Annotated in this window: 24 protein-coding genes and 4 tRNA genes; 4 read left to right on the forward strand and 24 right to left on the reverse strand. The window is 44.1% G+C overall.

Going from position 1 to position 24,174, the window contains the following annotated elements; all coding sequences use genetic code 11:
- Positions 1 to 13: 13 nt before the first annotated feature.
- Together OCU77_RS11330 and OCU77_RS11335 are read right to left on the reverse strand one after the other, a co-directional pair.
- The gene (locus OCU77_RS11330; protein WP_048899508.1) at positions 14 to 490 is read right to left on the reverse strand and encodes a DUF2947 domain-containing protein; all 477 of its coding nucleotides are present in this window, start codon (positions 488 to 490) and stop codon (positions 14 to 16) included.
- Positions 491 to 619: 129 nt separating this feature from the next.
- Positions 620 to 841 carry a hypothetical protein gene (locus tag OCU77_RS11335; RefSeq protein ID WP_048899507.1) on the reverse strand — a complete coding sequence of 74 codons (222 nt, stop codon included), beginning with the start codon at positions 839 to 841 and terminating at the stop codon, positions 620 to 622.
- Between the two features lie 357 nt (positions 842 to 1,198).
- Between OCU77_RS11335 and OCU77_RS11340 the strand changes: the two genes are divergently transcribed.
- A complete protein-coding gene (locus OCU77_RS11340; protein ID WP_048899506.1) occupies positions 1,199 to 1,933 on the forward strand; it encodes a DUF3108 domain-containing protein in 735 nt (244 codons plus the stop codon).
- Between the two features lie 93 nt (positions 1,934 to 2,026).
- Here OCU77_RS11340 and OCU77_RS11345 read toward each other — a convergent pair whose 3' ends face one another.
- From OCU77_RS11345 to OCU77_RS11390, 10 genes are all read right to left on the reverse strand, one after another.
- Complete coding sequence (locus tag OCU77_RS11345) at positions 2,027 to 2,278, reverse strand: hypothetical protein (protein WP_048899505.1); 252 nt, start codon at positions 2,276 to 2,278, stop codon at positions 2,027 to 2,029.
- 5 nt (positions 2,279 to 2,283) lie between these two features.
- Positions 2,284 to 2,841 carry a gamma-glutamylcyclotransferase family protein gene (locus tag OCU77_RS11350; protein WP_048899504.1) on the reverse strand — a complete coding sequence of 186 codons (558 nt, stop codon included), beginning with the start codon at positions 2,839 to 2,841 and terminating at the stop codon, positions 2,284 to 2,286.
- 8 nt (positions 2,842 to 2,849) lie between these two features.
- Complete coding sequence (locus OCU77_RS11355; RefSeq protein ID WP_107302527.1) at positions 2,850 to 3,836, reverse strand: 5-oxoprolinase subunit C family protein; 987 nt, start codon at positions 3,834 to 3,836, stop codon at positions 2,850 to 2,852.
- Entirely contained in the window at positions 3,824 to 4,561 is a 738-nt protein-coding gene (gene pxpB / locus OCU77_RS11360; protein ID WP_048899503.1) for a 5-oxoprolinase subunit PxpB, read from the reverse strand. Before pxpB ends, OCU77_RS11355 begins: the two co-directional genes overlap by 13 nt.
- A complete protein-coding gene (locus tag OCU77_RS11365) occupies positions 4,558 to 5,298 on the reverse strand; it encodes a 5-oxoprolinase subunit PxpA (protein WP_048899502.1) in 741 nt (246 codons plus the stop codon). Before OCU77_RS11365 ends, pxpB begins: the two co-directional genes overlap by 4 nt.
- 197 nt (positions 5,299 to 5,495) lie before the next feature.
- A complete protein-coding gene (locus tag OCU77_RS11370) occupies positions 5,496 to 5,795 on the reverse strand; it encodes a hypothetical protein (protein WP_048899501.1) in 300 nt (99 codons plus the stop codon).
- 241 nt (positions 5,796 to 6,036) lie between these two features.
- A tRNA-Gly gene (locus OCU77_RS11375) sits at positions 6,037 to 6,112 on the reverse strand.
- A 29-nt stretch (positions 6,113 to 6,141) separates the two neighbouring features.
- A tRNA-Leu gene (locus OCU77_RS11380) sits at positions 6,142 to 6,228 on the reverse strand.
- 90 nt (positions 6,229 to 6,318) lie between these two features.
- Positions 6,319 to 6,394, reverse strand: a tRNA-Gly gene (locus OCU77_RS11385).
- A 12-nt stretch (positions 6,395 to 6,406) separates the two neighbouring features.
- A tRNA-Cys gene (locus tag OCU77_RS11390) sits at positions 6,407 to 6,480 on the reverse strand.
- Positions 6,481 to 6,695: 215 nt separating this feature from the next.
- Here OCU77_RS11390 and OCU77_RS11395 point away from each other — a divergent pair.
- On the forward strand, positions 6,696 to 7,577 hold the full coding sequence (locus OCU77_RS11395; RefSeq protein WP_048900774.1) for a hypothetical protein: 882 nt from the start codon (positions 6,696 to 6,698) through the stop codon (positions 7,575 to 7,577).
- Positions 7,578 to 7,674: 97 nt separating this feature from the next.
- Here the strand turns inward: OCU77_RS11395 and OCU77_RS11400 are convergent, their stop codons facing one another.
- The 6 genes from OCU77_RS11400 to OCU77_RS11425 all read right to left on the reverse strand — a co-directional run bounded on the left by OCU77_RS11400 (position 7,675) and on the right by OCU77_RS11425 (position 13,864).
- Complete coding sequence (locus OCU77_RS11400) at positions 7,675 to 8,307, reverse strand: bifunctional 4-hydroxy-2-oxoglutarate aldolase/2-dehydro-3-deoxy-phosphogluconate aldolase (RefSeq protein WP_048900773.1); 633 nt, start codon at positions 8,305 to 8,307, stop codon at positions 7,675 to 7,677.
- A 13-nt stretch (positions 8,308 to 8,320) separates the two neighbouring features.
- The gene (locus tag OCU77_RS11405) at positions 8,321 to 9,217 is read right to left on the reverse strand and encodes a sugar kinase (RefSeq protein WP_239686083.1); all 897 of its coding nucleotides are present in this window, start codon (positions 9,215 to 9,217) and stop codon (positions 8,321 to 8,323) included.
- Between the two features lie 129 nt (positions 9,218 to 9,346).
- Positions 9,347 to 10,837 carry a sodium:solute symporter family protein gene (locus tag OCU77_RS11410; protein WP_048900771.1) on the reverse strand — a complete coding sequence of 497 codons (1,491 nt, stop codon included), beginning with the start codon at positions 10,835 to 10,837 and terminating at the stop codon, positions 9,347 to 9,349.
- Between the two features lie 186 nt (positions 10,838 to 11,023).
- Positions 11,024 to 11,416, reverse strand: coding sequence for a RidA family protein (locus OCU77_RS11415; protein ID WP_048900770.1), 393 nt, complete (start codon positions 11,414 to 11,416; stop codon positions 11,024 to 11,026).
- A gap of 61 nt (positions 11,417 to 11,477) precedes the next feature.
- Positions 11,478 to 12,917, reverse strand: a complete 1,440-nt coding sequence (locus OCU77_RS11420; RefSeq protein ID WP_048900769.1) for an N-acyl-D-amino-acid deacylase family protein — start codon at positions 12,915 to 12,917, stop codon at positions 11,478 to 11,480.
- An 83-nt stretch (positions 12,918 to 13,000) separates the two neighbouring features.
- Entirely contained in the window at positions 13,001 to 13,864 is an 864-nt protein-coding gene (locus OCU77_RS11425; RefSeq protein ID WP_048900768.1) for a MurR/RpiR family transcriptional regulator, read from the reverse strand.
- Between the two features lie 173 nt (positions 13,865 to 14,037).
- Here OCU77_RS11425 and OCU77_RS11430 point away from each other — a divergent pair, with 173 nt between their 5' ends.
- The gene (locus tag OCU77_RS11430; RefSeq protein ID WP_048900767.1) at positions 14,038 to 15,309 is read left to right on the forward strand and encodes an amino acid deaminase; all 1,272 of its coding nucleotides are present in this window, start codon (positions 14,038 to 14,040) and stop codon (positions 15,307 to 15,309) included.
- Positions 15,310 to 15,847: 538 nt separating this feature from the next.
- Positions 15,848 to 18,268, forward strand: coding sequence for a beta-N-acetylhexosaminidase (locus tag OCU77_RS11435; RefSeq protein WP_048900766.1), 2,421 nt, complete (start codon positions 15,848 to 15,850; stop codon positions 18,266 to 18,268).
- 162 nt (positions 18,269 to 18,430) lie between these two features.
- Here the strand turns inward: OCU77_RS11435 and nrfF are convergent, their stop codons facing one another.
- From nrfF to nrfB, 6 genes are all read right to left on the reverse strand, one after another.
- Positions 18,431 to 18,919 carry a heme lyase NrfEFG subunit NrfF gene (gene nrfF / locus OCU77_RS11440; protein WP_048900783.1) on the reverse strand — a complete coding sequence of 163 codons (489 nt, stop codon included), beginning with the start codon at positions 18,917 to 18,919 and terminating at the stop codon, positions 18,431 to 18,433.
- A gap of 4 nt (positions 18,920 to 18,923) precedes the next feature.
- Positions 18,924 to 19,505, reverse strand: coding sequence for a DsbE family thiol:disulfide interchange protein (locus OCU77_RS11445; protein ID WP_048900765.1), 582 nt, complete (start codon positions 19,503 to 19,505; stop codon positions 18,924 to 18,926).
- Positions 19,502 to 21,592: a heme lyase CcmF/NrfE family subunit gene (locus OCU77_RS11450; RefSeq protein WP_084711901.1), complete on the reverse strand. Its 2,091-nt coding sequence runs from the start codon at positions 21,590 to 21,592 to the stop codon at positions 19,502 to 19,504. Before OCU77_RS11450 ends, OCU77_RS11445 begins: the two co-directional genes overlap by 4 nt.
- A gap of 115 nt (positions 21,593 to 21,707) precedes the next feature.
- Complete coding sequence (nrfD, locus tag OCU77_RS11455; RefSeq protein WP_048900764.1) at positions 21,708 to 22,667, reverse strand: cytochrome c nitrite reductase subunit NrfD; 960 nt, start codon at positions 22,665 to 22,667, stop codon at positions 21,708 to 21,710.
- Positions 22,664 to 23,353: a cytochrome c nitrite reductase Fe-S protein gene (gene nrfC, locus OCU77_RS11460; protein ID WP_048900763.1), complete on the reverse strand. Its 690-nt coding sequence runs from the start codon at positions 23,351 to 23,353 to the stop codon at positions 22,664 to 22,666. The genes nrfD and nrfC overlap by 4 nt, the downstream gene beginning before the upstream one ends.
- 9 nt (positions 23,354 to 23,362) lie before the next feature.
- On the reverse strand, positions 23,363 to 23,977 hold the full coding sequence (gene nrfB, locus OCU77_RS11465) for a cytochrome c nitrite reductase pentaheme subunit (RefSeq protein WP_048900762.1): 615 nt from the start codon (positions 23,975 to 23,977) through the stop codon (positions 23,363 to 23,365).
- Positions 23,978 to 24,174 lie beyond the last annotated feature (197 nt).

Below are 24,174 nucleotides of genomic sequence, written 5' to 3' on the forward strand. Positions count from 1 at the left end.
TGTATGCTGCTAATTACTTTTCACGATGACCTAACGTACAAGAGCCATTTGATTGGAACCAAATAGTCTGTGTTTTCTTACGGCCAATAAGCATAGGGCCATCATCAAAGAATAAGAAGTTTTTCCAGTTACGCTTGAAAACACCCCACTTGGTTTCAATCAAGTTATACTTCTCGTAACAGAAAAAGACGGTGGTGTTATCTTCCCAATCAATGAAATCCAAGATCTCTTGCGGCAACTCAGGCTCGTCGCTATCCCATGCGTCTTGCCATTCAACAGGTTCTGACCACATGGCTTCATTCGCTGCCCAATCATCCTTTTCGAAATGATCGGCATCAGGGCTTTGGCGACTAATATGATCACGCCAAATATCTGAAGATCGTGCTTGGGTAAAAGGACGGATTAACGCGAGATCCCCTTCAGGCACAGGCATAGAGGCGTGCGTGAAGATCCACTTACGGGTATAACTATCTAATTCTACGTAGTTCATTCGTCGACCTGAATTCTATTGACGCAGCAATGTACCTTAGTCAAACGAGATGTTCCAGCACTCCCTTATAATATTCAAATGATCACCGCTCAAAGCCAATATTTGAACTAGCTTTGAGCGTCAACGCTACTACTTTGTATCCCACAAATTGCTGACCCAGCCCCCCACATGCTCATCAAAATGACTATTCGAATAAGTCTGCTGTTGCTCGACTATGTTTTCACGATGCGCCCGAGTTTCGAGTAGATGAGAAATATGATTTGCCATCGGATCATTATTCGACGTTAACTGCTTTCTAATCGCCACTTCCTTAATCACTTGAAGTCGATAAGCGGAATTCATTTTCTTCATTACTCTCACCTCTTTTGATAAACCCAAATAAAAATAGAAGCCCGACTTTGAATCGTCAAATAAGCATCATCATATTGTCATTTACACTTGCTAACGATAAGAGTCACGAAAACAACACCTTAGGTAAAAAGGCAAATATCTCAAGGTTTATCGATTATTTGGCGATATTTAGTTGATTGAAAAATAAAGAAAAATAAACCCAAACCTAGTTGGATTTTTTTTATTATTTTTTTATGTATCGCGTCACCTTACTGCCACGTCATACTATAGTGGCTCAGAATCTCTGATTTCGAGTGGAAAGCTATTTCACAGATTGCTAACGTTACTGTTAGATACCCAAGTTTTAGGACGGTTTTTTTGCGTTTTTTTATCGTATTTATTTTGATCATTACTCCTTTTTATTCAGCGCAAGCAATGCCATTGCCTGAGTTTCATCAGTGTAATAAAACACTCACTTACCAACTGTACTTTAGTGGGCTTAAAGTCGGCACACTGTCTCGCCATGTCCACTGGCGAGGTAATCAAGCCAAGGTCTATGCTTACGGCAACGCAGACGTTTTAGTAACATCAAGCAAATATAAGAACCAGAGTGAAATGACTTGGTCCGAGGCCCATCAATCCTTCATTACTAAATCTTTTGAACAAAATATTTCAGGGCTTCTTTCACGCAAAGCCACTGGCATTTTTAGCGCAAACGGCCAGCAATCCACCATCACAAAAAACGGGGAAACGACAGAGTACGATGATCCTGAGTTCCCGCTACTCGATGGCGATACGCTGGGGGCGCAATTGCGTTTATTGCTAATCCAAGGCAAGACTAAATTTGATTTTAAAATGCAGAGTACCAGCAAAGTGAGTCATTACTTCTTCGAAGTATTAGGCACAGAAAAGCTAGCTACACGTTATGGAGAAGTCGAAACAATAAAGGTAAGGCAAGCCGAAGTCGATGATAGACAAATAGATATGTGGTTTGCACCAAGCCTCGACTATCAATTGGTAAAAGCCAAGTACAAACGCAATATCTTAAATCTCGAAGCGGAAATACTCAGCATGAAAAAAGAGTGCCCACCGACACTGTCAGCCAAAAATTAACAACTGTAGATAGTCAATATTAAAAAGAGCCAGTCACTGTGTACTGGCTCTCTATATGTTCAGATGATACAACCGGTTCTTGCTACAAAGCCGCTATTTAGCAAACACTTTGCCACCAATCATTTTAAAAGCAGGCGTGCCCCTTACTAAGGTATCGCGCGCAAACTCAGTATCGCACTCTGGGCAATGGCATGCTTTTGTCGTGAAGTCTGTCGTTATGCGCTCTTTAAAGCATTTCACTAATGCTCCCTTGCCGCCCTTACGATATTTAAATAATTGTGTTTTACAATTGCCACAGTACACATCAACGGTTTTGGTTGGGCCTTTCTTATTAGGTTTTGCCATATTGATTACTGACGTACCGAGCGAATAAGTTGATCAATGATTGGTAAGTGCGAATCAACAATCCCAGCCATATTGCCATATTTAGGCTGATGACGATCATTTTCAAATGCATGATGCCAACCTTGGGTTGAAGAAACAAAGTACTCAGCAAAAGCATCAGAGATCGACAAGCATCCCGCTAAAACGGTATCTACATAGGTCTGCATGATAGGTTGAATTGCACAGGGTGCTAACGGCTCGTCTTTTACGTAAACCCACACATCGCCAGACAAAGGTTGATCACTGTTTTGTAACGCAACATCTTGGCTATCAATCCTCATTCGGTGATAACCATGTTCTCGTTTATCAAATTCCGCTAACGCAGATCTGTCTACTTCAACAATCACGCCATTACACTGGCCCGCCTCAGGAACAACAATCAATGGCGAAATTTTGTAGCTACCATCCACTTTGCTCCAGTGACGCTGTAAGCCATTCACCATTGCTGGTATTGCGCGGCCTGTTTGCCCTGTACGTGAACGGGAATGATCATTGATCAAGCTACCATAGCCAAAGATATACATTACTACTCCTAAAAAGACAGACCAAAAAAGCGCGAAAACTGTTGCCATTCTTGGGTTAACAAGTTGACATCCCCCCGCTGAAACATCACCTTTTTTCCCGGTGGTGATTGAGCCAGTTTAGCCATATCTACACGTGCTACACAACCTATTTTCGGATAACCTCCGAGTGTCTGCCTGTCGTTCATCATCACTATGGGTAAGCCATCTGGCGGAATTTGTATTGCGCCATAAGCGATCCCTTCCGAGATAATACTCTCTACTTGCTCGACGATAGGATTGCCATCGAAGCGGCACCCCATACGATCACTATTAGGACTGACAGTGTAATCATTATTGAAAAAGTCAGTTTTAAATGCCGATGAAAAAGTGCCCACTTGGTACGATTCAATCACCCGTAAAACAGTCTCTTGGCTGTAGTCAGGAATACAACGACTCGGTGCCGCTAACGGTGAAAATGGCTTGTCTACTCCCTCTTGTGGCGCATGCTCAGCAACCGCTAATTGATCACCTGCCGCAATAGGTAAACCTTGCTTAAGTGCTTGTTCAGTCTGCTGCAATAACCCGCCAAGTTGATTGCGCACCACAGTAGAAACGCTGCCCTGCACTGGCAATACCTTGAACCCACCTTTTACGGCGAGATATGTTCGTAAACCCGTGCGAGGGTACCCTAAACGGAGCGTTTCACCTTGCTGTAAAACAAAGGTCTGCCAAGACGCTACGGTTTTATCTGGTTCTGAATTGCAGCTAATAACCGCACGACAATCAGCCCCAGTTAATACACAACAAATATCGGCATCTGTTGTCAGACTCAGTTGACCAAAAATGATTTCCAGTTGAGGTGCATTAACCTCATTCGCTAACAGATAATTTGCCCAACAATAGCTATGCAGATCCGCCGCGCCACCTTGGCTTAACCCGACATCTGACACGCCAAACCGCCCGCAGTCTTGAATCAAGGTATACATGCCAGCATTAAGTACAGTTACTGTTGCCATAACACTCCTCCTAATTCGAGATATGTCGCACGATCTATCGACTCAAACTGCACTTCATCACCGATTTCAAAAGGCGACATAGGTTCTGCATTCGGATCAAACAAAGGTTGTGGGCAGTTTCCAATGATCTGCCAACCACCGGGCGAGTCTGCGGGGTAAATAGCCGTTTGCTCATTTGCAATCCCTAAGCTGCCCGCAGGAACACGATGCCGAGGGGTTACTAACCTTGGTGTCGCGATACGCGCATCAACAGAAGCTAAAAACGCGAAACCGGGGGCAAATCCAATAGCACAAACCGTATAGCGTTGCTGGCTATGTAAACGGATCACTTCATCAATGCTCACCTGAGCATGCTTAGCGACCGTGTCCAAATCAGGCCCTACGCTCACATTGTAATACACAGGCAACACGACTTGTTTCCCTGACTTAATGTGATTATGTGCCGATAGACTTGCTCGTGCACTTACATCAGCTTCAAAGCCACACTCTTTGTAGATCTGCTGTAACTGAGTAATAATTCGAGCTAGTTCAAACTCGGTACAGTATGCCGGATGTAGTTGTAATAAAAGTGAACAATATGACGGCGTGATCTCAACGAATGCAGACGGGAGTACTTGCTTAATTTTATGTACATAACGCGCAATATCAGCGGTTAACTCAACATCAATCTTGTCACCTAAATACACCATTAAGGCTGTTTCAGCGGTGCGTTCAATCCGTATCATGCTTTCAATACCTCATGCAATGTCTGGATTAAGGCGATTGATGCGTCGTTATCACCATGTACACAAAGCGAGTCAGCTCTAAGCTTCAGTTTCGAACCGTCAGAAGTAGTGACATAGCCTTGAGTAAATTCCTTCGCTTGCTGCACGATACGATTGCTACTGTGATGAACCGCCTCTGGCTGCGAACGTGGAACAAGAAAACCATCTGGCGTGTAGGCACGATCTGAAAAAGCTTCAAATAGCAGCTCAACCCTATATTGCTCAGCAATACGCTGATAGCGGTGGTTGTCTGGTCGTGATAACACCATAAGTTTAATCGGTGGAATAAATACAGAGTTCATGCCTGAAATCGCTTTTGCTATCGCGATAAAAACAGATTCATCAGCCATCATATCGTTATATAGTGCACCGTGTGGCTTTACATAACTAATTTGTTGACCGTGTAATTGGCAAATGGCGTTTAATGCACCAGCTTGATACGCCACCAGCTGTGTTATCGATTCTGCACTATGAGGAATGCTACGCCGACCAAACCCTTCTTTATCGTTGTAACCTGGGTGAGCACCAATCTCGACATTATGCTGGCAAGCGCTTGCAACTGTTTTAGCCATAACATCAGGATCGGAGGCATGAAAGCCACAAGCAATATTCGCCATATTGATCCATGGCATGACAGCATCGTCACGCCCCATTAACCAAGGGCCAAAACTTTCTCCCATATCGCAGTTAAGCTTCATGACACGCCTCATAACATGTTAACTAATTGTTTACATTAAATGATAAGCAGAAAAGAGTTACAAGAATAACAATCTGAAGATGAGAGACTTAACGTGACCAATTTGATGAGGCTGAAAAAGCGAGCTACGGCCTTCACCAGTCCTTGGTAAAGGTACTTAAAACAAGAGCTTGTTAATTATAGGTAGTCACTTAAATATTATTCGCTAAGTATGATATCGGCTTCAATATAATCCATATCATCTTGGTACTCGACTTCATCAATAACAGCATCTGTTATTGCATCATCACATTCGGCTTCAGCAAAAGCACCATCAACCACACCCAGTGCGCTACCTGCCGCCGCGCCAGCCCCGGCATCACCAGCAATTGCACCCACCACGCCACCGACAACCGCCCCCTCTACAGCATCGGTAATCACATTCCCACCACTGCACACGGCCCATGACGACGTACTGAATAATGCTGTAACTAAAAGTGCTGCGATTTTTGTTTTCATGTTGAATAAACCTTACCTTTGTTTAGATGCTGTAAAGGTAAAGAATTTAATGCGTTACAACCAATGAGGTTCTGTAAGTCGCACTTACAGTCATAAGAAACTTATAAGGGTGTTCAGCGATTAATGAAAACGCCAAAGAATGGAGTGGGTATGAATAGGCTGAGTACCGCATGAAAATAACGATATCGCCATAAATCGCAGACAGTAAAAAGCCCCGTCATTTCTGACGGGGCTTCTTATTTGGAGCGACACACGAGGTTCGAACTCGTGACCTCAACCTTGGCAAGGTTGCGCTCTACCAGCTGAGCTAGTGTCGCGTTGCTGCATAAATGCAGACTTTAATAGATGGTGCCCCGGGCCGGACTTGAACCGGCACAACGCGAACGTCGAGGGATTTTAAATCCCTTGTGTCTACCAATTCCACCACCAGGGCACGCAATTCTTTATTGCGATGCGCTAACTGAAAAGTTAAACACCATCTTGATACTGACTTTCAGCTAAGAACTATCAATATCGCAAATTTTGGAGCGACACACGAGGTTCGAACTCGTGACCTCAACCTTGGCAAGGTTGCGCTCTACCAGCTGAGCTAGTGTCGCAGAGTCATCGAATGGAGGCGCGTCCCGGAGTCGAACCGAGGTCCACGGATTTGCAATCCGCTGCATAGCCACTCTGCCAACGCGCCATGCCTTCTTTCGATTTACCGCTTAAAGATTGACTCTCCGTTGCGGTATGGGATGCATTCTACGGATTGCTGCGTTTGAGTCAACAGAAAATCTATAAAAAAAATCTAGTCGTCTGATATATGTACAATTTATCGAATAAAAAGCCATTTTCGGTCACTAGGCGCTATTCAAAAGCAACGAAAGCTCTCAAATACAATAAAATGGATTCATTCAAATGCATAACAAGGGCTACGGCAAACTTGAATTACGCCACAAGATACAGGAAAATAGCGACATAGATCACATTTTATTCAGTTTGAACATGTCACGTACTCGAATCATACTTGTCAGCATTTTTACTCTATTGTTATCTGCGTGTTCCCCTGCTCCACATCAATCGGTTGATGTGGCAATTAGTTTCATTACACAAGCCCCAGATACAATGCTGATCGGAGACCGATATCAACAACCAGAAACAGAACGCTGGTTACAACGCCATCTACAACAGGCCTATGATCAAGCGCAGGTTAGAAATGCAAATCATATTGGCTTTTACTCTGACCAACGCTCTGACAAACCCTTGCTCACTCCGGCTTTCTCATACGTGACAGCCTTAGTCTTAAACGAAGAAAATATTCATTCGGTCAGCCATAGCCTAAAACCTCAACAGTCCATTATTGCCAGTAACGTCAGCTTTGGCTTAAAGCAATATGGGGCGCATGTTTACGCCTACAATAACGAAAAACTACGGTCAGAAGCCTTTATTCAATCTATAGGGAATGAAAAAGTGGCTTACCTTGCACTCATTAAAAAGAGCGCACAGACAGGTAATGCACCTTTAGCGGAGGATCTTGCTTTACTTGGTCATTCAGTCGATCAGCTATACACCCACTCGATCAACAAGGTCGTATTGCTCAATCAATATGATGAAAGATATGCTAAAGCCATCAACAAAGCAGTAAAAGGTATTGATGTCATTATTAGTGCAGGTAACGCGAACAAAACCATTATGGAAAGCGATAGCTGCATGGCCTATTTCGATAAGTCGAAACCATTAGATAATAACCTATATGTTGAGTTTGATGCTTTCGGCCATGTTGATGCTTGTACTTTTTAACTAATAAAAAGCCACTAACCTTGATTCCCTGCTGTGTAACGGTAACCAAGGTCAGTGGCGCGAAATCTATCGGAAAACGTAAGCGCTTAGTCTCAAATTAGTCCTGTACTAATGCAACCGCTTCACGCACCAAGCGACCAATTTCATCCCAATCACCTGCTTCAATTAGTTTAGGAGCAACCATCCAGGTGCCACCACAGCACAGCACACGATCAACCGCTAAGTAATCACGAATGTTAGCTTTACCTATACCACCTGTAGGCATGATAGAAACATCAACATAAGGTGCTAACAATGATTTCACCATATTGATACCGCCCGACGCTTCAGCAGGGAAGAACTTCAAGAAGGTTAAACCCAGCTCCAGCGCTTGTTCAATTTGGCTTGGGTTATTAATACCAGGCACAAATGGGATGCCTTGCTGTTGGCAATAGCGAACAGTATTTGGATTCAATCCAGGCGCCACAATAAATTCAGCACCTGCATCTTTGGCTTTATCAACTTGTGCAGCATTTAGCACAGTACCAGCACCAATACACATTTGTGGGTAAGCCTCACGCATCGCGCGGATGGCATCGGCTGCGGCATCAGTACGGAATGTCACTTCCGCAACAGGTAAACCATTTTCAACTAATACTTTTGCTAGAGGTACTGCTTGCTCAACATGGTTAATTTGAATAACCGGAATAACTTTGAAGGCTTTTAATTGTTCAATAAGAGCTTGAGACATGTATCTATCTTCCTTAAATAATTTCTTTCATAGCTTCAAGAGGAATAATGGCGCCAGGGTACTGAATAACAACAGATGCAAGTTGATGCCCAAGCTCTGCTGATGATACAGCAGACTCACCACTTAAACGTGCGGCTAAGTACCCTGCTGCAAATGAATCGCCCGCAGCGCAAGTATCAATCACTTTATCTACTTGGTTGGCTGCAATATAGGATGTTTCCGCGGCATCGGTTTGTAATTGAGTTACTACCATACAAGGTTCTGCACCGCGCTTAATCACTACTTCTTGGCAACCGTACTCCTGACAACGGGTTACGATATCACTCTCTCCCCATATACGTTGATCATCATCTTCTGTGATCAAGGCAATATCGACGAAGGGGAGGATTTGAGCATACCAATATTGTGCTTGTTTCTCTGTCCATAATTGTGGACGGAAGTTATTATCAAATAAGACTTTACCGCCATTACGCTTATGTTTATCTAGTAGCGTAACCAGCACGGTTTTCGCTTCTTCAGAAAGAATCGCTAAGCTGATACCACTGATATAAAGCGCGTCAACTTGCTTGCTCTCAATTGCAACTTCAAGCGGTGAACACGCCTGTTCTGAAAAATAGAATTTAGCCGCGCTGTCGTTGCGCCAATAGTGAAAATGACGCTCACCGCATGGCTCTGTTTCAACCAAATATAAACCAGGGAGTTTATCTTCAAGCGTGCGAACTAAATCCGTATTAATGTTTTCCGCTTGCCAAGAGGTCAACATGTCTTGTGAGATATTATCAACACCTAAGGCCGTTGCGTAACTCACATTAATATCACGTTTTTTGCCTAAGCGAGCCAAATAAAGCGCCGTATTCAAGGTGTCGCCACCAAAGGTGCGCTGCAATGGTTGGCCACTCAGTTCCACCATACACTCGCCAAAAAATGCAATTTTCACACTGTCACCTTTGTGCTTGATTGTCGTAATAATAAAAGGGTAGTCGTTAGACGTTAATTTTCCGCAGCGGCAAACGACGTATTCGCTTGCCGCTTTAGCATATTATTCCGCTAATGCTGGTTTCCCAACAGTCGCCGGCGTTTCAGATTGCTCCATCGCATTTCGCTCTGCATCAAGAATCGCTTTCGCTTCTTCTTTCGTCACTGTATTTGCTGGCGTGACCAAGCTAACCGCAACACCTGCTACTAGCGCTGTAAGTACAGAAGGGATACATGGGTTCCCCCAGAATGCAGACCAGTCCGCATTAAACATCACAGCAAATGAAGCAATAGAAGCACCCGCTAAGGTTGCTAATGCCCCCTGCCAGTTATAACGATTCCAGAAACGTCCTAGCATGCCGCAAACAAACATCCCAGACATCACAGTTGAAATCATTTTAGTGATGTAGCTAATAATATCGTTCGAGGTTAGCGCGAATAATAGAGCACAGCCGATGACAATCACGAGTGCAAAGCGAGAGTAGCTCACCATCTTCTCTTTAGACGGAACTTTACCTGTGAACATGATGTATATGTCACGCAAAAGGATAGAGACACCAGCGATAGCATCTGAGCTAGCACTCGACATGGTGGCTGATAAACCTGCAATCAACACCACAAGTCCAATACCCACTGGCAATACCGTTGCTGCAACATACGGGAAAGCAAAGTTAGCATTGTTTAACTCAGGGTTAATTGCATGTGCCGCCATACCAATCACCGCAGGAATGATAGAGAAGAACAGGTATAACACACCAGACATAACAAACGAGCGACGAATCGTTGAAACATCTTTACCTGAGTAAATACGCTGACGGAAAGATGGGGTTGCAAGTACCCCAACCCCAACCACCATCGCAAGCGATACCGCAGGGATAATGCCTAGTTTTTCTATCGCAAGGAAACTAGTGGTCGCGGGGTCCATGGCTGCATATAAATTATCAAGGCCGCCGATGTGCTCAACAGAAAGAACAGCCATCAAGATAAAACCAGCAAATAAAATGATGGCTTGGATAGTATCGGTCCAAACAACAGCGGTATAACCACCAATCACAACATAAATAGTAAAGGCCGCGGCAATAACAATTTTTGCTGTATTCATATCGAGATCAGCAATCCAAGCTAGGTACATACCACCACCGAGAATGTGTGCACCCAACCAGCCAATTGAGGCAATAAAGATCAAAATGCCGACGACATTTTTGACCACTTTATTAGCACCAACATAGTAAGCAAGTTCTTCACTCATGGTCATAAAGTTAAGCATACGCACTGGCGCAAACCACTTCGCCAACAACAAAATACCTAGCGCACCGCCAATACCATATAAAGCCCCCGCCCAGCCGTTAGCATAACCAAAGCCAACCGCGCCCATGCTTGATCCTGTACCGACCATAGTCGCTACAGTTGTTCCTAAAACTAAAAATAGTGGTAGCCCACGTCCGCCCAGTAAGAAATCTTCACCTGATTTTTGGTTGCGAGAAACAAACCAACCTAACCAGATTAAAAAGACTACATATACGCCGAAACCTGTGAGAAAAAGTGTACTGTTCATCTTACACCTCTTATAATCCGTCATTGCTAAAATGCTTGGGGATAGCTGCAACTACCCCATGAGATACTGATTTATCAGTATTTTTAATTGGGCTGGTGCTTCGCCAGCCCTTTTCTTTTACTTGTTATTCGTGAAAGTTACGATTATTAGCCGTACCCAATATTCACGTATAACTATGACTGATGCTTAGCGACGATCTTCGCGATAACATGTCACGTCAACTTCAACTTTCACATCAACCACTAAGTCACATACCATGCAAATACGTGCAGGTGGGTGTTCACCAAAAAACTCTTTAAAGACTTTATTGAACGACTGGAAATAACGTGCATCTGTCAGTACAACCTTCACATGTACCACATCTTCTAGGCCATATCCCGCTTCTTCCATAATGTTCACGCAGTTTTGGATCGCAAGTCGAGATTGCTCAACAACGCCACCTTCAACAACTTCTCCATCGACCATTGGCGTTTGGCCCGATACATAAAGGAAGCCACCCGCTTGCGTTGCACGTGCAAACGGTAAATGTTGACCACCTGTACCTGTACCACCCTCGATGCCGTAACGTGTAATAGTCATATTATTCTCCAATGTATTTACAACTTTCAGTGTTAAAATAGTGATGCCCCAGCAACTCGCATTAGCGCTGATGACGATAAAGGAATCGGCCATGTCGGTGGCTACCCACCTGACCGTTTTGGTAACTGACTGCGCCATTCACCATCACAACCTCAATGCCCTTTGCGGCTTGAATTGGATTATCGAATGTCGCTGAATCTTGAATTTTGTTCGCATCAAACAGCACTAAATCGGCATACGCACCTTCGCGGATAACGCCGCGATCGGTTAAGCAATAGCGCTGAGCAGACATCCCCGTCATTTTGTGAACGGCTGTTGGCAAATCAAACAGCTTTCGCTCGCGGCTGTAATAGCCCAACACTTTAGGAAAAGTACCCCACAGGCGAGGATGTGGATGCGGATCATTGGGCAAGCCATCAGATCCCACCATGGTTAAGCGGTATTTCAGCACTCGCTCGACGTCCGCTTCATCCATGCAGTGGTAAACAGCGCCAGCGGGTTGCAGTGCTTTAGCTGCATCTAATAATGGCAACGCCATTTCAGTCGCAATCTCGGCTAATAACTTGCCCGCGTGCTGAGGCAATGTTTCTGACCAAGTGATGAAAATATCAATATCATCACTGACCTGCTTGAGATCGAGCGTGGATGAACTGGCTGAATACGGGTAACAATCACAAGCGACATCTTGATGCACTGCCGTTTTTTCCATGGCATCTAGCACTTCGACTGTGCGCCCCCAGTTACCCGCGCCAGCACATTTAAGGTGTGAAATAACAACAGGCACCTTACCGTGTTTGCCTGTGCGGAATGCTTCATCCATGGCTTCTAGTATTTGCTCAAATTCGGTACGCATATGGGTGGTATAAATACCCTCAAAAGCGGCGAGCTCTTCAGCTAATGCCATCACTTCTTCGGTTGGCGCAGATTTGGCCGAGGCATACGCAAGACCAGAACTTAAACCCAACGCGCCTTGCGCCATAGCGTCTCGCAGTGTGGTTTGCATTTGAGTAATTTCAGACGGGGTCGCAGGGCGTTGCAATTCATCCATTACGTTATTACGCAATGTGGTATGGCCAACTAAGGCAGCAACATTCACTGCGGGTTGTGCCGCTTGTACTGCATCAGCATAGGATTGAAATGATGGGTATTTAAAATCGTTCTGCTGACCCAGCAAGTTCATTGGATCAGGTGGATCGCCAGCCAATACCGCAGGAGATGCACTAATACCGCAATTGCCCACAATCACAGTGGTCACGCCTTGGCTGATCTTAGGTAAACACTCAGGGTAACGAATAACGTTAGTATCATCGTGCGTATGCACGTCAATGAATCCTGGCGCAAGTACACGCCCTTCACCATCAATGATCTTTGCAGTCTCGCAACCTGCCAGATCACCAATTGCCGCTATACGTTGATCTTTAATCGCAACATCTGCGTTGTAAGCCTGTGCAGCGGTCCCATCAACCACCTGCACATTACGAAATACGATATCGAACTGCATGCTTCTTCCTTAAATCATGACACCTCAGCTATTCACTCAGGTATCCATTTGAATCCACACAGTTCGACCGTCTCAAACTGTGCTCAATCGCCTAAAGGTTGGCGATCAACCCCACCGCGGTGGCTATCTAATGCCAATTTCAAGCGACGTAGTCGATCACGCGAACGACGCTTGTGGCTCAAGGCTAACTCCGTCGACAACACATCAATTAACGCCATCATGGCGTAACGTGAAGCTGAAGGTTTATAAATAAAATCAGTCTCTTGCGTTACCACAGGCAACACGACATCACTGATTTCTGCTAACGGTGATTCAGCCGCTGTAATGGCTATCACCTTTAGTCCGTATTGCTTAGCAATCGTTGCAGGCTCAATCACTTCTGGGGTATACCCCGTTGCAGATATCACTACCATCACATCATTGCTATCTGCTGTTGCTGCCACCATTCTCGCTAATAACCCGTCGTTATAAGCCGTAATGGGGTAACCCAATCGAAATAACCGAAACTGTAATTCTTGCGATAACATGGTGGAACCACCACCCATCCCAAGTGCTAGTATCTGACGTGCGTTTTGTAGAATCTCGACAGATTTAGCAATGTCTTGTTCATTCACCACCTTACGATTTATGTTGATCACATTTTTAATGGACTCATAAACCCCTTGGATACCCGATTGCTCAGGACTTTCATGAATAAAGCGCTGGCCAATGGCCAATGACTGCGCAAGTTTCATTTTCAAGTCACGTACATTCTTACAACCAACAGCTTTAGCAAAACGCGTTATGGTTGCTTCGCTGACACCCGCTTCTTCAGCAAGTTGAGTAATACTGGCATTAGCTGCTGACGCTAAATCGTCCATTACTAGCTTGGCTACTTTCTTCTCGGCTTCACGTAATAACGGGAAACACTCTGTCATTCTCGACACTATATCGACTTCGATGGTCACGGCTTTCACCTTCCTCTCGACACCACAAATCATATTGTTCACTCACCAATCAAACAGTGAGAAACAGCACAAAAATTGATCCAATGTTTGATAGTTTCTAACATCACAAATATCATCACCGCATTAAAACCCGCTAACAGCAAGACTTTAAAGCCATGTTAGGAGAATAATAAATGACTACTACAAATAAAAAACATGTTAGTAAATACCAAGACAAGCATCACAAAAAATTTCCCAAAGGTACTAAAGGTGTCTGGGTAAATGAAAAAAGTGATGGGAAATACCAACTAACTAACGAAGAAATCAGCCTACCTGCTGCCGTGATAAAGCAGAGTGCTATCGACAATAACCAGCAGTGGATGCAGCACTTTGCCAACCACCACAATGTGAAATTATCACCTCATGGCAAAACAACTATGTCACCAGCACTTTTCGAGCAACAACTTGATGCTGGCGCATGGGGGATCACTATTGCAAGCGCACCACATGCCGAAGTGGCTGTAGAAGCTGGCGCACGCAACATCATGATTGCCAACCAATTAGTGGGTAAAGCCAACATGGCAATGGTGGCAAACTTATTAGCTACTTACGATGTCACGATTTACAGCTGTGTTGATTCAACGGCTAATGCCCAACAGCTCAATGACTTTTTCGCTTCGCACAACCAAACTTTGCATGTATTGATTGAATTTGGGATTGAAGGTGGCCGTTGTGGTTGTCGCACGGAAACAGAAGTACATGCACTCGCTGAATTTATTGCACAGTGCCCTGCACTTAAACTCGCAGGTATTGAGGTGTATGAAGGCGTTATTCATGGTGAGAGTGCAGAGCAAGATATCCGTGATTTTTTAGCGACCACAGTCAAATTAACCGAAACATTAAAAGAAAAAGCATTGATTGAAGGAACGCCAATTGTTACAGGTGCAGGGTCTGCATGGTATGACGTGGTGGCTGAAAGTTTTGCGGCATGCCAACACCTTACACCTATTATTCGCCCTGGCTGCTACCTCATCCATGACACTGGCATCTACCAAGATGCACAAAGTAACGTCATGAAACGAGCGCAGACCAATCAAGGCTATGCCTGTGAATTAGGCGGTGATTTGCAATCTGCACTAGAAGTCTGGGCATACGTGCTTTCTCGCCCAGAACCAAACAAAGCGGTTATTGGTTTAGGTAAACGTGATGTGGCTTTTGATGCTGGCTTACCCAGTGTTGAACATGTCTACCGCAATGGTGAAAAGCGCGCTATTGAAGGGTTAACCGCTACCGCTGTGATGGATCAGCACATGTTTATGGCAGTCGAAGAGGGCTGTGACTTACAAGTTGGCGATATTATCGGCTTTTCAACCTCTCACCCATGTTTAACTTTCGACAAATGGAAATATATTTGCGTAGCCGATGAGGACCATGTCGTTGAACGTTTTATTGAAACCTGTTTCTAATCAACGACAATCAAATACGTATTAGCAAACAGAATTTTGAAATAAGATACTCGCCTTATTTGAATAAACCATGCTCATTGATTAAGCATGGTTTATTCGTAATTTAATATCGAAAACATCACTAACATCACACTTTATTTGGCGAGAATAATATCCACACTGAATTCAAGTACATGATTTAACTAATTCGGGATAATGATCACAATTACTTTACTAACAAACGTTTTATTCTCACAAATAAATCCAAATATCTCTGCCATTTGTTTTCATCGAAAAATAATCATTGAAGGCGATCACAAGTCATGAAAGTTTCATTGTTACTTTTATTAAGAACATAAAACAAAAAAAGGCAAATCATTGATTAAAAAGAAATATAAACATGTTACTTTCGAATTAACCATGGTTTGATAACCAACAAGTTCAGTCTTAATATAATCGGCAATTTACAACATTTAGGCAGCGTGTTTTTCCAAATAGTAAATACGACCTCTATGTTCCAGTGGCTGTTTCATCTACGATTATTTATCGAGGCTAATAAATGAAGTTAAAACCTTTAGCATTATCTCTTTCTCTTATTTTGAGCGCTTTCCCTGCTATGGCCGATAAACCTAATACCGACCTTCAATTAATGCCCTACCCCAAGCATGTTGAATTGAATAACAGCCAAGGCTTGATTCTCGACCGTGATTTTTCAGCTAAGTTAATCGGCTTTAAATCTCAGCGCCTTAATAATGCCATTGATCGTTTAAATGCCCGTATTGAACGCCAAACAGGTTTCTTTCTAACCACGCCTATTCAAGCCGCAAGCAAAACACCGCAGTTAGTGATTGACGTGAAACATGCAGCACCAACGAAAGTGCAGCAAGCAAAAGAAGATGAGAGCTACCAACTAACCATCACCAATAAGCAAGCCGTATTAACCGCTAACACCCCCTATGGCGCCCTCCACGGGATAGAAACCTTCCTTCAATTGATTGAAAACACACCTCAAGGTGCACAAGTCCCTGCCGTTGTGATTGAAGATGAGCCTCGCTTCTCATGGCGTGGCGCACTGCTGGATACTTCTCGTCACTTCATGCCATTGGACGATGTTAAGCGCCAAATTGATGGTATTGCCTCTGCTAAATTCAATACCTTCCACTGGCACCTAACCGATGACCAAGGCTGGCGTTTAGAATCGACAACTTATCCGAAGCTTCACCAAAAGGGTTCTGATGGCCTGTACTACACCCAAGCTGAAATAAAAGAAGTGGTGCAATACGCCACTAACCTAGGTATTCGTGTTATTCCTGAAGTAGATTTACCCGGTCATGCATCTTCAATAGCTGCCGCTTACCCTGAATTAATGACGGTGAATAAAGACTACAAAATAGAGCGTAAGTGGGGGGTGCATGAACCTTTACTTGATCCGACAAAACCAGAGGTTTACGCCTTCATTGATAGCATCATAGGTGAAGTAACAACTCTGTTCCCAGATGCTTATATTCACATTGGTGGGGATGAAGTCGATCCGAAACAATGGAATGAAAGTGAGCATGTTCAAACCTTTATGAAAGAAAAAGGCTTGAAAGACGACAAAGAACTGCACGCTTTCTTCAACCAAGAAGTCGAAGAGATCCTACGCAAACATAATCGTAAAATGATCGGTTGGGATGAAACTTACCACCCGAACTTACCGAAAAGCATCGTGATCCAATCATGGCAGGGTCAGGATTCATTAGGTGAATCGGCGAACGATGGCTACCAAGGTATTCTATCAACGGGTTTTTACATCGACCAAGCCCAGGCCACCAGCATGCACTATCGCAATGACCCTATGCCGAAACCATTACAAGTCGATGATCAGATCCATAGTGATGAAACCTGGCAAACTTGGCAGTTTGAAGCCCCACGAAAACGAGGTAGTGCCGTTGCTGGAAGCTTCACCATTATCACAGCAAAAGATGGTAGCCAGCGTGGTTTCATCGACTATAAAGGCCGCTCACGTCGTGCTGTCTTTGATATTGAAACAACGAAGGGAGTAACATCATTCTGGATGGACTCTTGGATGGGCAAAACAATGCCTCGTGTGGCATTGGTTGACGGTAAACTGACTGGCGAAATGATTGTCGGTAATGCCCCTTACGTTATGACGGGCAAACAAATCGCAGGGTCTGATATGCAAGGGACAGAAGTACCTAGTAACTCTCACCCTGTCGCACTGCAACCTGAACAAGAACACTTGATCCTTGGAGGGGAAGTCACCCTATGGGCTGAAAATGTAAAGCACGATACGCTTGATTTACGAATGTGGCCTCGCTCGTACGCTATCGCAGAACGTTTATGGTCGCCAGAAAGCATCACAGATGAAGACAGCATGTATGAGCGCTTACACTCTATGAATGAATGGTCGACGATTTCTGTTGGTTTACAGCAAGAGTGGAACGCCCTGGTGGGCATGAAACGTCTCGCCAATGGTCACGAAATTCGCCCTCTGCAGATATTAGCTCAGGCCGTAGAACAAGCGCAGTACTACCACCGTCACCATGAAAAATCGACGTATGAAAATTATGACCGCTTTGATCCATTAAACCGCTTTGCAGATGCCCTACCACCTGAGAGCATGGAAATCCGCGAGTTAGGTAAACTGGCTCAAGCATTTACTGCAAACCCCAACGACAGCGAAGCAAAAAATCAGCTAACTGCAAGGCTGCAATTGTGGGTCGATAATACAGCGAAGGTAATGCCAATTATTGATAGCAACTACTTACTGACAGAAGTAAAACCGGTTGCTCTACATGTTCAGCAAGTATCTGAACTTGGCTTAATGCTTGTCGAGCACATCAGTGCTAAGCACCCCTTATCACCACAAGAAGTAAAACAAGCTAAAGCGCTTCTGCACGCCGCACAGCAAATTCAAGATGAGTTGGTTGTCTCATCCGCTTATCCGGTTGAAACCCTGCTCAATGCGGCTTATTAAACAAGTTCGCCAAACTCACAAACCATAACAATATACCTTAATGCCAAAAGCCCGCATGATGACGTTCATCATGCGGGCTTGCTTTGATCAAACTTTTACGACCGGTCTTATAACCAAGTGACTATGCCCAAGGAGCGATGAGCAAGCAATTAACGATTCAGCCTAGCGCTCAACCTCGCGACTGGCTCCATGCTTTGCCTGACGGGAAAAACTACGATAAATCCCCAACCCAAAGAGCAAAATAAGCAATAAAGGGCCTAACCACAACACATACGTATTTGGAGCAAATTTAGGTTTATATAAAACAAAATCACCAAAACGGCTAGTCATAAAATCAATCACTTCTTGATTGGTTTTCCCTTCATTAACCATTTGATAAACCTTTAAGCGCAGATCTTTTGCCACCGGCGAATTTGATTCAATTAAGTTCTGATTTTGACATTGGGGACAACGGAGGGTTTTCGCCAGCTCCATCGCTCGTTTTTGTTCATGACTAGAGCGAAACGAAAATGTTTCTACACTTTCAACCAAATGTGTATCTGCCGCGACAAACACTTGTGGTTCAGCAAAGCTGGAAGGCAACATGAGGGCTAGACACACAAGGAAAACAACCTGACCCAGTTTTAATGCATACATAGTATATTTCACCATCGTTTTAACCTTGCTGTTGCGCATTTTTTCCTAACAATTCAGCCTCAATGGCCTCAAGAACAGGCACAAACTGCTGTTGCCATATGGCTTCATCTAAAGCGCCTACGTAGCGTTGGCGGATGATCCCTTCAGGATCAATCAGCATAGTTTCAGGTGTACCGTATACGCCTAAGTCCAATGCTAATTCACCGAGGGGATCATAAATAACAGCACGGTACGGGTTCCCCTCTTCCCTTAATGTCGCTACAGCAGACGATCGCTTATCACGGTAATTCAAACCAACAATAGGCACGCCGTCTTGTTGCAATGCAAGTAAGAAATCATGCTCTTTTTTACACACTCCACACCACGACGCCCATACATTCAGTAACTGCACTTTACCTTGTAACAAAGATTCATCGACTGTAGGTACAGAAAAGCCCCCCTCACTCGACTCTCTCTCCAGCAAATTAATCAGTGAAAAAGCAGGGACAGATTGGCCAGCCAAGGGTGAAATTTCAACGCTTGTCGGCTTTTCCAATGCATAGACCAAAATAATACTCGCGATCACGACCCCTAATAGCGGTAAAAAACGAACAATCTTCACTTACTTTGCTTCCAAATAATTTGATTTTCAGGTTGCTGCGCGACTTCAACAGCACTCGGCACAGATCCCAATTCAGTCTTAAGGCGTTCCGTTTCCTGTTTATAGCGAACCGTTAAGCGAGCAAACACAGAAAGTGCACCGCCTAGCATCATTAACATAGCCCCAACCCATAACCAACGTACGAAAGGTTTGTATTGGATCCGCACTGCATAGTCCGTTGCATTAAGCTTTTCGCCTAACGTGATATAAATATCACCATCCCACCACCAACGAATACCCGGCTCACTCATATTCATAGTGCGTACCGTATAATGGCGGCGCTGTGGTTGGATAAGCCCCATCACTTGTTCTTTCGAAAAATGCCCCAGCTTAGTGATCTGTATATTGGCTTGCTCAGCGGTATAGTTAGCACCTATCAATAACTCAGTTTCAATATAATCAAACTGAAAATCCTCCAGTATCACGGTATCACCCGGTCCCATTTTATTACTGACTTCATGGGAGTAGTTACTGACTAACGTGGCGCCAATCACTGTCACCGCAACACCAACATGTGCAATAAGCATCGCCAACTGACGTAAACGAGGGCGAGGTAAACCATCAAGGCTCTTTTCGGCAATCGTCTTTTCAACCTGTTTATTTACCGCATTTTTTTGATAAGACGGCAGTAAAATCAAAGATTGTAGAGCCGTCAGAATGATCCATAACGCACAAATTAACGCACCACAAACAACGAGGTTCACACCACGTTCAAATAGCACTGAAAGTACAACACCACCAATAATAGAAGCTGATAAAGGTGCTAATAAACGGGTGATCAAGAAATCTTCGGCACTGGCACGTAAGCGCACTAATACGCCTAGCCCCATGACAAAAAAAGTCACTAAGCTCAATGGTACAAACATGCTATTAAAATACGGGGCTCCTACTGAGATACTGCCTAAGCCAAAGGCTTGAAAGATCATCGGGTAAAAAGTCCCGAGTAAGACAGTTAATGTAGCGACCGCTAATAAGCTGTTACCAACCAAAAAAGCAGCTTCACGGGATAACAGCTCAAAATTCATCGCTTGAAGATAACGCTCACAACGCAGGGCGTACAAAGTCAGTGCCGAAATTAACATCACGGCGAGGATAGCCAAAAGCACTAACCCACGCGTAGGGTCCACGGCAAATGCATGAACAGATGTCAGCACACCTGAACGCACTATAAAAGTACCCAGCAAGCTTAATGAAAAGGTGAAGATAGCGAGTAATAAACTCCAACCCACTAATGAACGGCGCTGAGCAGTCACAATCAAAGAGTGCAACAATGCAGTGCCTGTTAGCCAAGGAAGTAAAGAGGCATTTTCAACAGGATCCCAAAACCACCAGCCACCCCAGCCAAGTTCATAATAAGCCCACCAGGAGCCCAATGCGATACCACCTGTTAAAAAGACCCAAGCCGATAATGTCCAACTACGGCTCAGTTGCGCCCATTGCCATTGCGGCTTTTCGAATGTGAGAGCAGCAACCGCAAAAGCAAAACTGACAGCAAACCCGACATACCCCAAATACAACATCGGCGGATGGAAAATTAACCCAACATCTTGCAACATAGGATTTAAATCTCGCCCTTCCAATGGCACAGGAAAAAGCCGTTCAAAAGGGTTCGAAGTAAGTAAAGTAAATAACGTTAACGTTGCCACCAATGCAGCAAGAATAGCGAGTACTCGCGAGATAAAAACATGTTGCTCTGGCTTATTACGGTAGCAAGCCGCCACTAACGCAGCCCAGCCACTGAGTGAGAATACCCAGAAAAGAAAAGATCCTTCATGGCCGCCCCATACCGCTGCGACTTTAAAGAAAATAGGGAGCTGTGTGTTCGAGTGATGCGCGATATACGCAACTGAGAAATCATCGATGGCAAAGCCAACCGCAAGTAGAACAATCGACGTGAGAATCGAGCCAAAAGCGCCATAACTTAATGGCCACACATAGCGAGTAAGGTATGACGCTTTCATTTTCGCGGCAACAAAAGGCATCAAGGCTGCCAATAACGCAAAAGAAAAACCAAGAATTAATGCAAAGTGTCCAATTTCAGCCAGCATAAAGTGTCCGTTTTTTTACTTAAACAAACAGCAGCACTAACAGTCTTGATCCCAATATCAATCGCTATTAGCACTGCCGTTTTGATCTTACTCATACCATCTCTAGCAACAAACGCTAAACAATGGTCATTTGCCCTGCGTAAAGCACAAAGGTACGTAGCATTAACACACCAAGTAAACTCAAGGTAGTCACTAACATAATAAAGGCTTTATTATGTTTTACACCCGAAGGACTTACTGCGTTCAAGCCAAGTGGCAATAACATTCCCGCACCAATGACACCATACCAGAACCATGATGCCCAAAAACCGCCCCCAATCGCTGCAATGGCTGCCGCCTCTTTCTGACCACCACCGAAGTAAAGGCCGCTGAAAAATGCAAACAGAACAAACAATTCAAACACAACTACAGGGCGTTCAAATTTATGTACCCATTTAACGCTTGGGCTAGTCACTGACTCTTTAAAGAAAACAACCCCGAACATCAAACACGCCGCTGCGCCAGATGATAGGCTTGAGAACAAGAATAGAATCGGTAACACCGGATTATTAAGTAATGGGAAAGTTTTGAGTGCTGACAATAAAAAGCCGGTATAAGCTGCAAGCATCACAGCTAAGAAGCCTAGGAATAATTCAATCGCATTTTCATAGCGAGTGACGTACTGCATGACTTTACCGACGATAGGCAAACGTCCATTCAGCAAGTTTAACAGTTCATCTTTATAAATTGTCGCAATCCACGCGAACAAGACCACCATATAAACTTGGAATAGAATTACCCCCATCGACATGACCGATGTTGGATTATAGAAGATCATGATTTTCCAAAATGACCAAGGTTTGGTTAAGTGGAAGACTAAGATCAACAAACCCACAATAATGCCAAATGGCGCTAAAATTGCGGTTGCTTTAATAATGCCATTCGTCGATGGATGACCTTGAATTACCTTACGTTTTAGGTAAATCGAGATCATGACTGCACCCGCTGACATACCTGCTAAAAACAGATAAATAGCAATAATCCAATCCCATACTAACGAATCAAAATAGAAGGCTTCTGCAAAGGCTGTACTCATCCTTTTATCTCCCCTTTTTGATGCGGCACTTTATACAACTGCGGTTTTGTACCGAGTTCTACTTTGTCGCGGTAGACAGTTTTTTGCGTGATTAATTTAGAAACATCACTTTGTGGATCGTTTAAGTCACCAAATGTCAGCGCCTTGGTAGGGCAAGACTCGACACAAGCGGGTTGTTTACCTTCGGCAAGATTAGTTTTACGACAAAAATCACACTTATCAGCTGATTTCGTCTCAGGGTTGAAGAATCGAACTTGATACGGACAAGCTGCAAGGCAATAACCACAACCTACACACTTAAACGCATCCACATCAACAATGCCTGTTTCTGGATCTTTAAACGCTGCACCTGTTGGACAAACATACACACAAGGTGCATTTTCACAGTGTTGGCATGAGACACGAGTAAAGGTGTAATCAATATTGGGGTACTCGCCCTGTGGTTCGCTTCGCACAATTTTCAAGCGCGTCACGCCTTCAGGCACTTTATTAACCTCACGACACGCTTCCGTACAGGCTGTACAACCTATACAAAGCGTCTCATCATGCACCATACCATAGCGTTTATCACCATCTTCCATGGTTGCCGCGAGTGTTTTGCGACTGAGTACAGCTTGCCCTGCTACACCCGTCGTAAAGATGACAGCACCTGCACCAGCCAGGAAATTACGTCTTGTACACGTCATAGTATTCTCCTATTTGGTTGCTTTGGCTTTCGTTTGATCGGCATGACAGTCAACACACATCTTAATCTTGGAAGATTGAGTGATGCCTTTCATTGGATCAATCGTTGGGTGGATGTTATGGCAAGACGCACAAGACAGATCGAGCGCATGTACATCATGCGTCCAATTGGCTTCACGAAGATCGTCTGGCTCATGACAATTGGTACAGGTTTCATTTTGCTTTTTGATCCAGAGCGGATCTGCTGCAATTTTTTGTGTACCAGCGACAGATTGAGATGGCGCGAATTTAGTAACTTGCGTTGCCCCATCACGGTGGTTTTCACCCACATTACTGTGACAGTCTACACAACCTACTTCACGACCTGTTTGCGCATGGATTGCATCGGCATGAGCACCAAGCAATGCATCTTTAGTGTCTTTATGACACTGCGTACAAGCGTAATCGCGATCCCTTATGAATGTTACGACATGCTGTTTCGCGGAATCAGAAGCAAGATGAGGAACGTTAGCTGCTGTGGCATCTTGTTTTTCTGAGTCGGCGGCAACATTGAGGGAGAAGCCAGCAATACCAATCACAACCAATAACGTTGTGAGTGTACTGACGGCCATTTTATAAATGCCCATTGTTCACCTTTTTTATTCCATTTTTGTTTGCTGCTTACAAACAATCGGTGCTTACAGTTACTTATTATTAAATTGACTGATAAATACGATTAGATATGAATAAACGCACCCATCAAGATCCAATTGGAATCCATTCTCATTTACAACAAACATTAGCCACAACGCTTAACAGTGCCATTAAACTATATGACAAGAAT

Source organism: Photobacterium swingsii (assembly GCF_024346715.1).
Taxonomy (GTDB): Bacteria; Pseudomonadota; Gammaproteobacteria; order Enterobacterales; family Vibrionaceae; genus Photobacterium; species Photobacterium swingsii.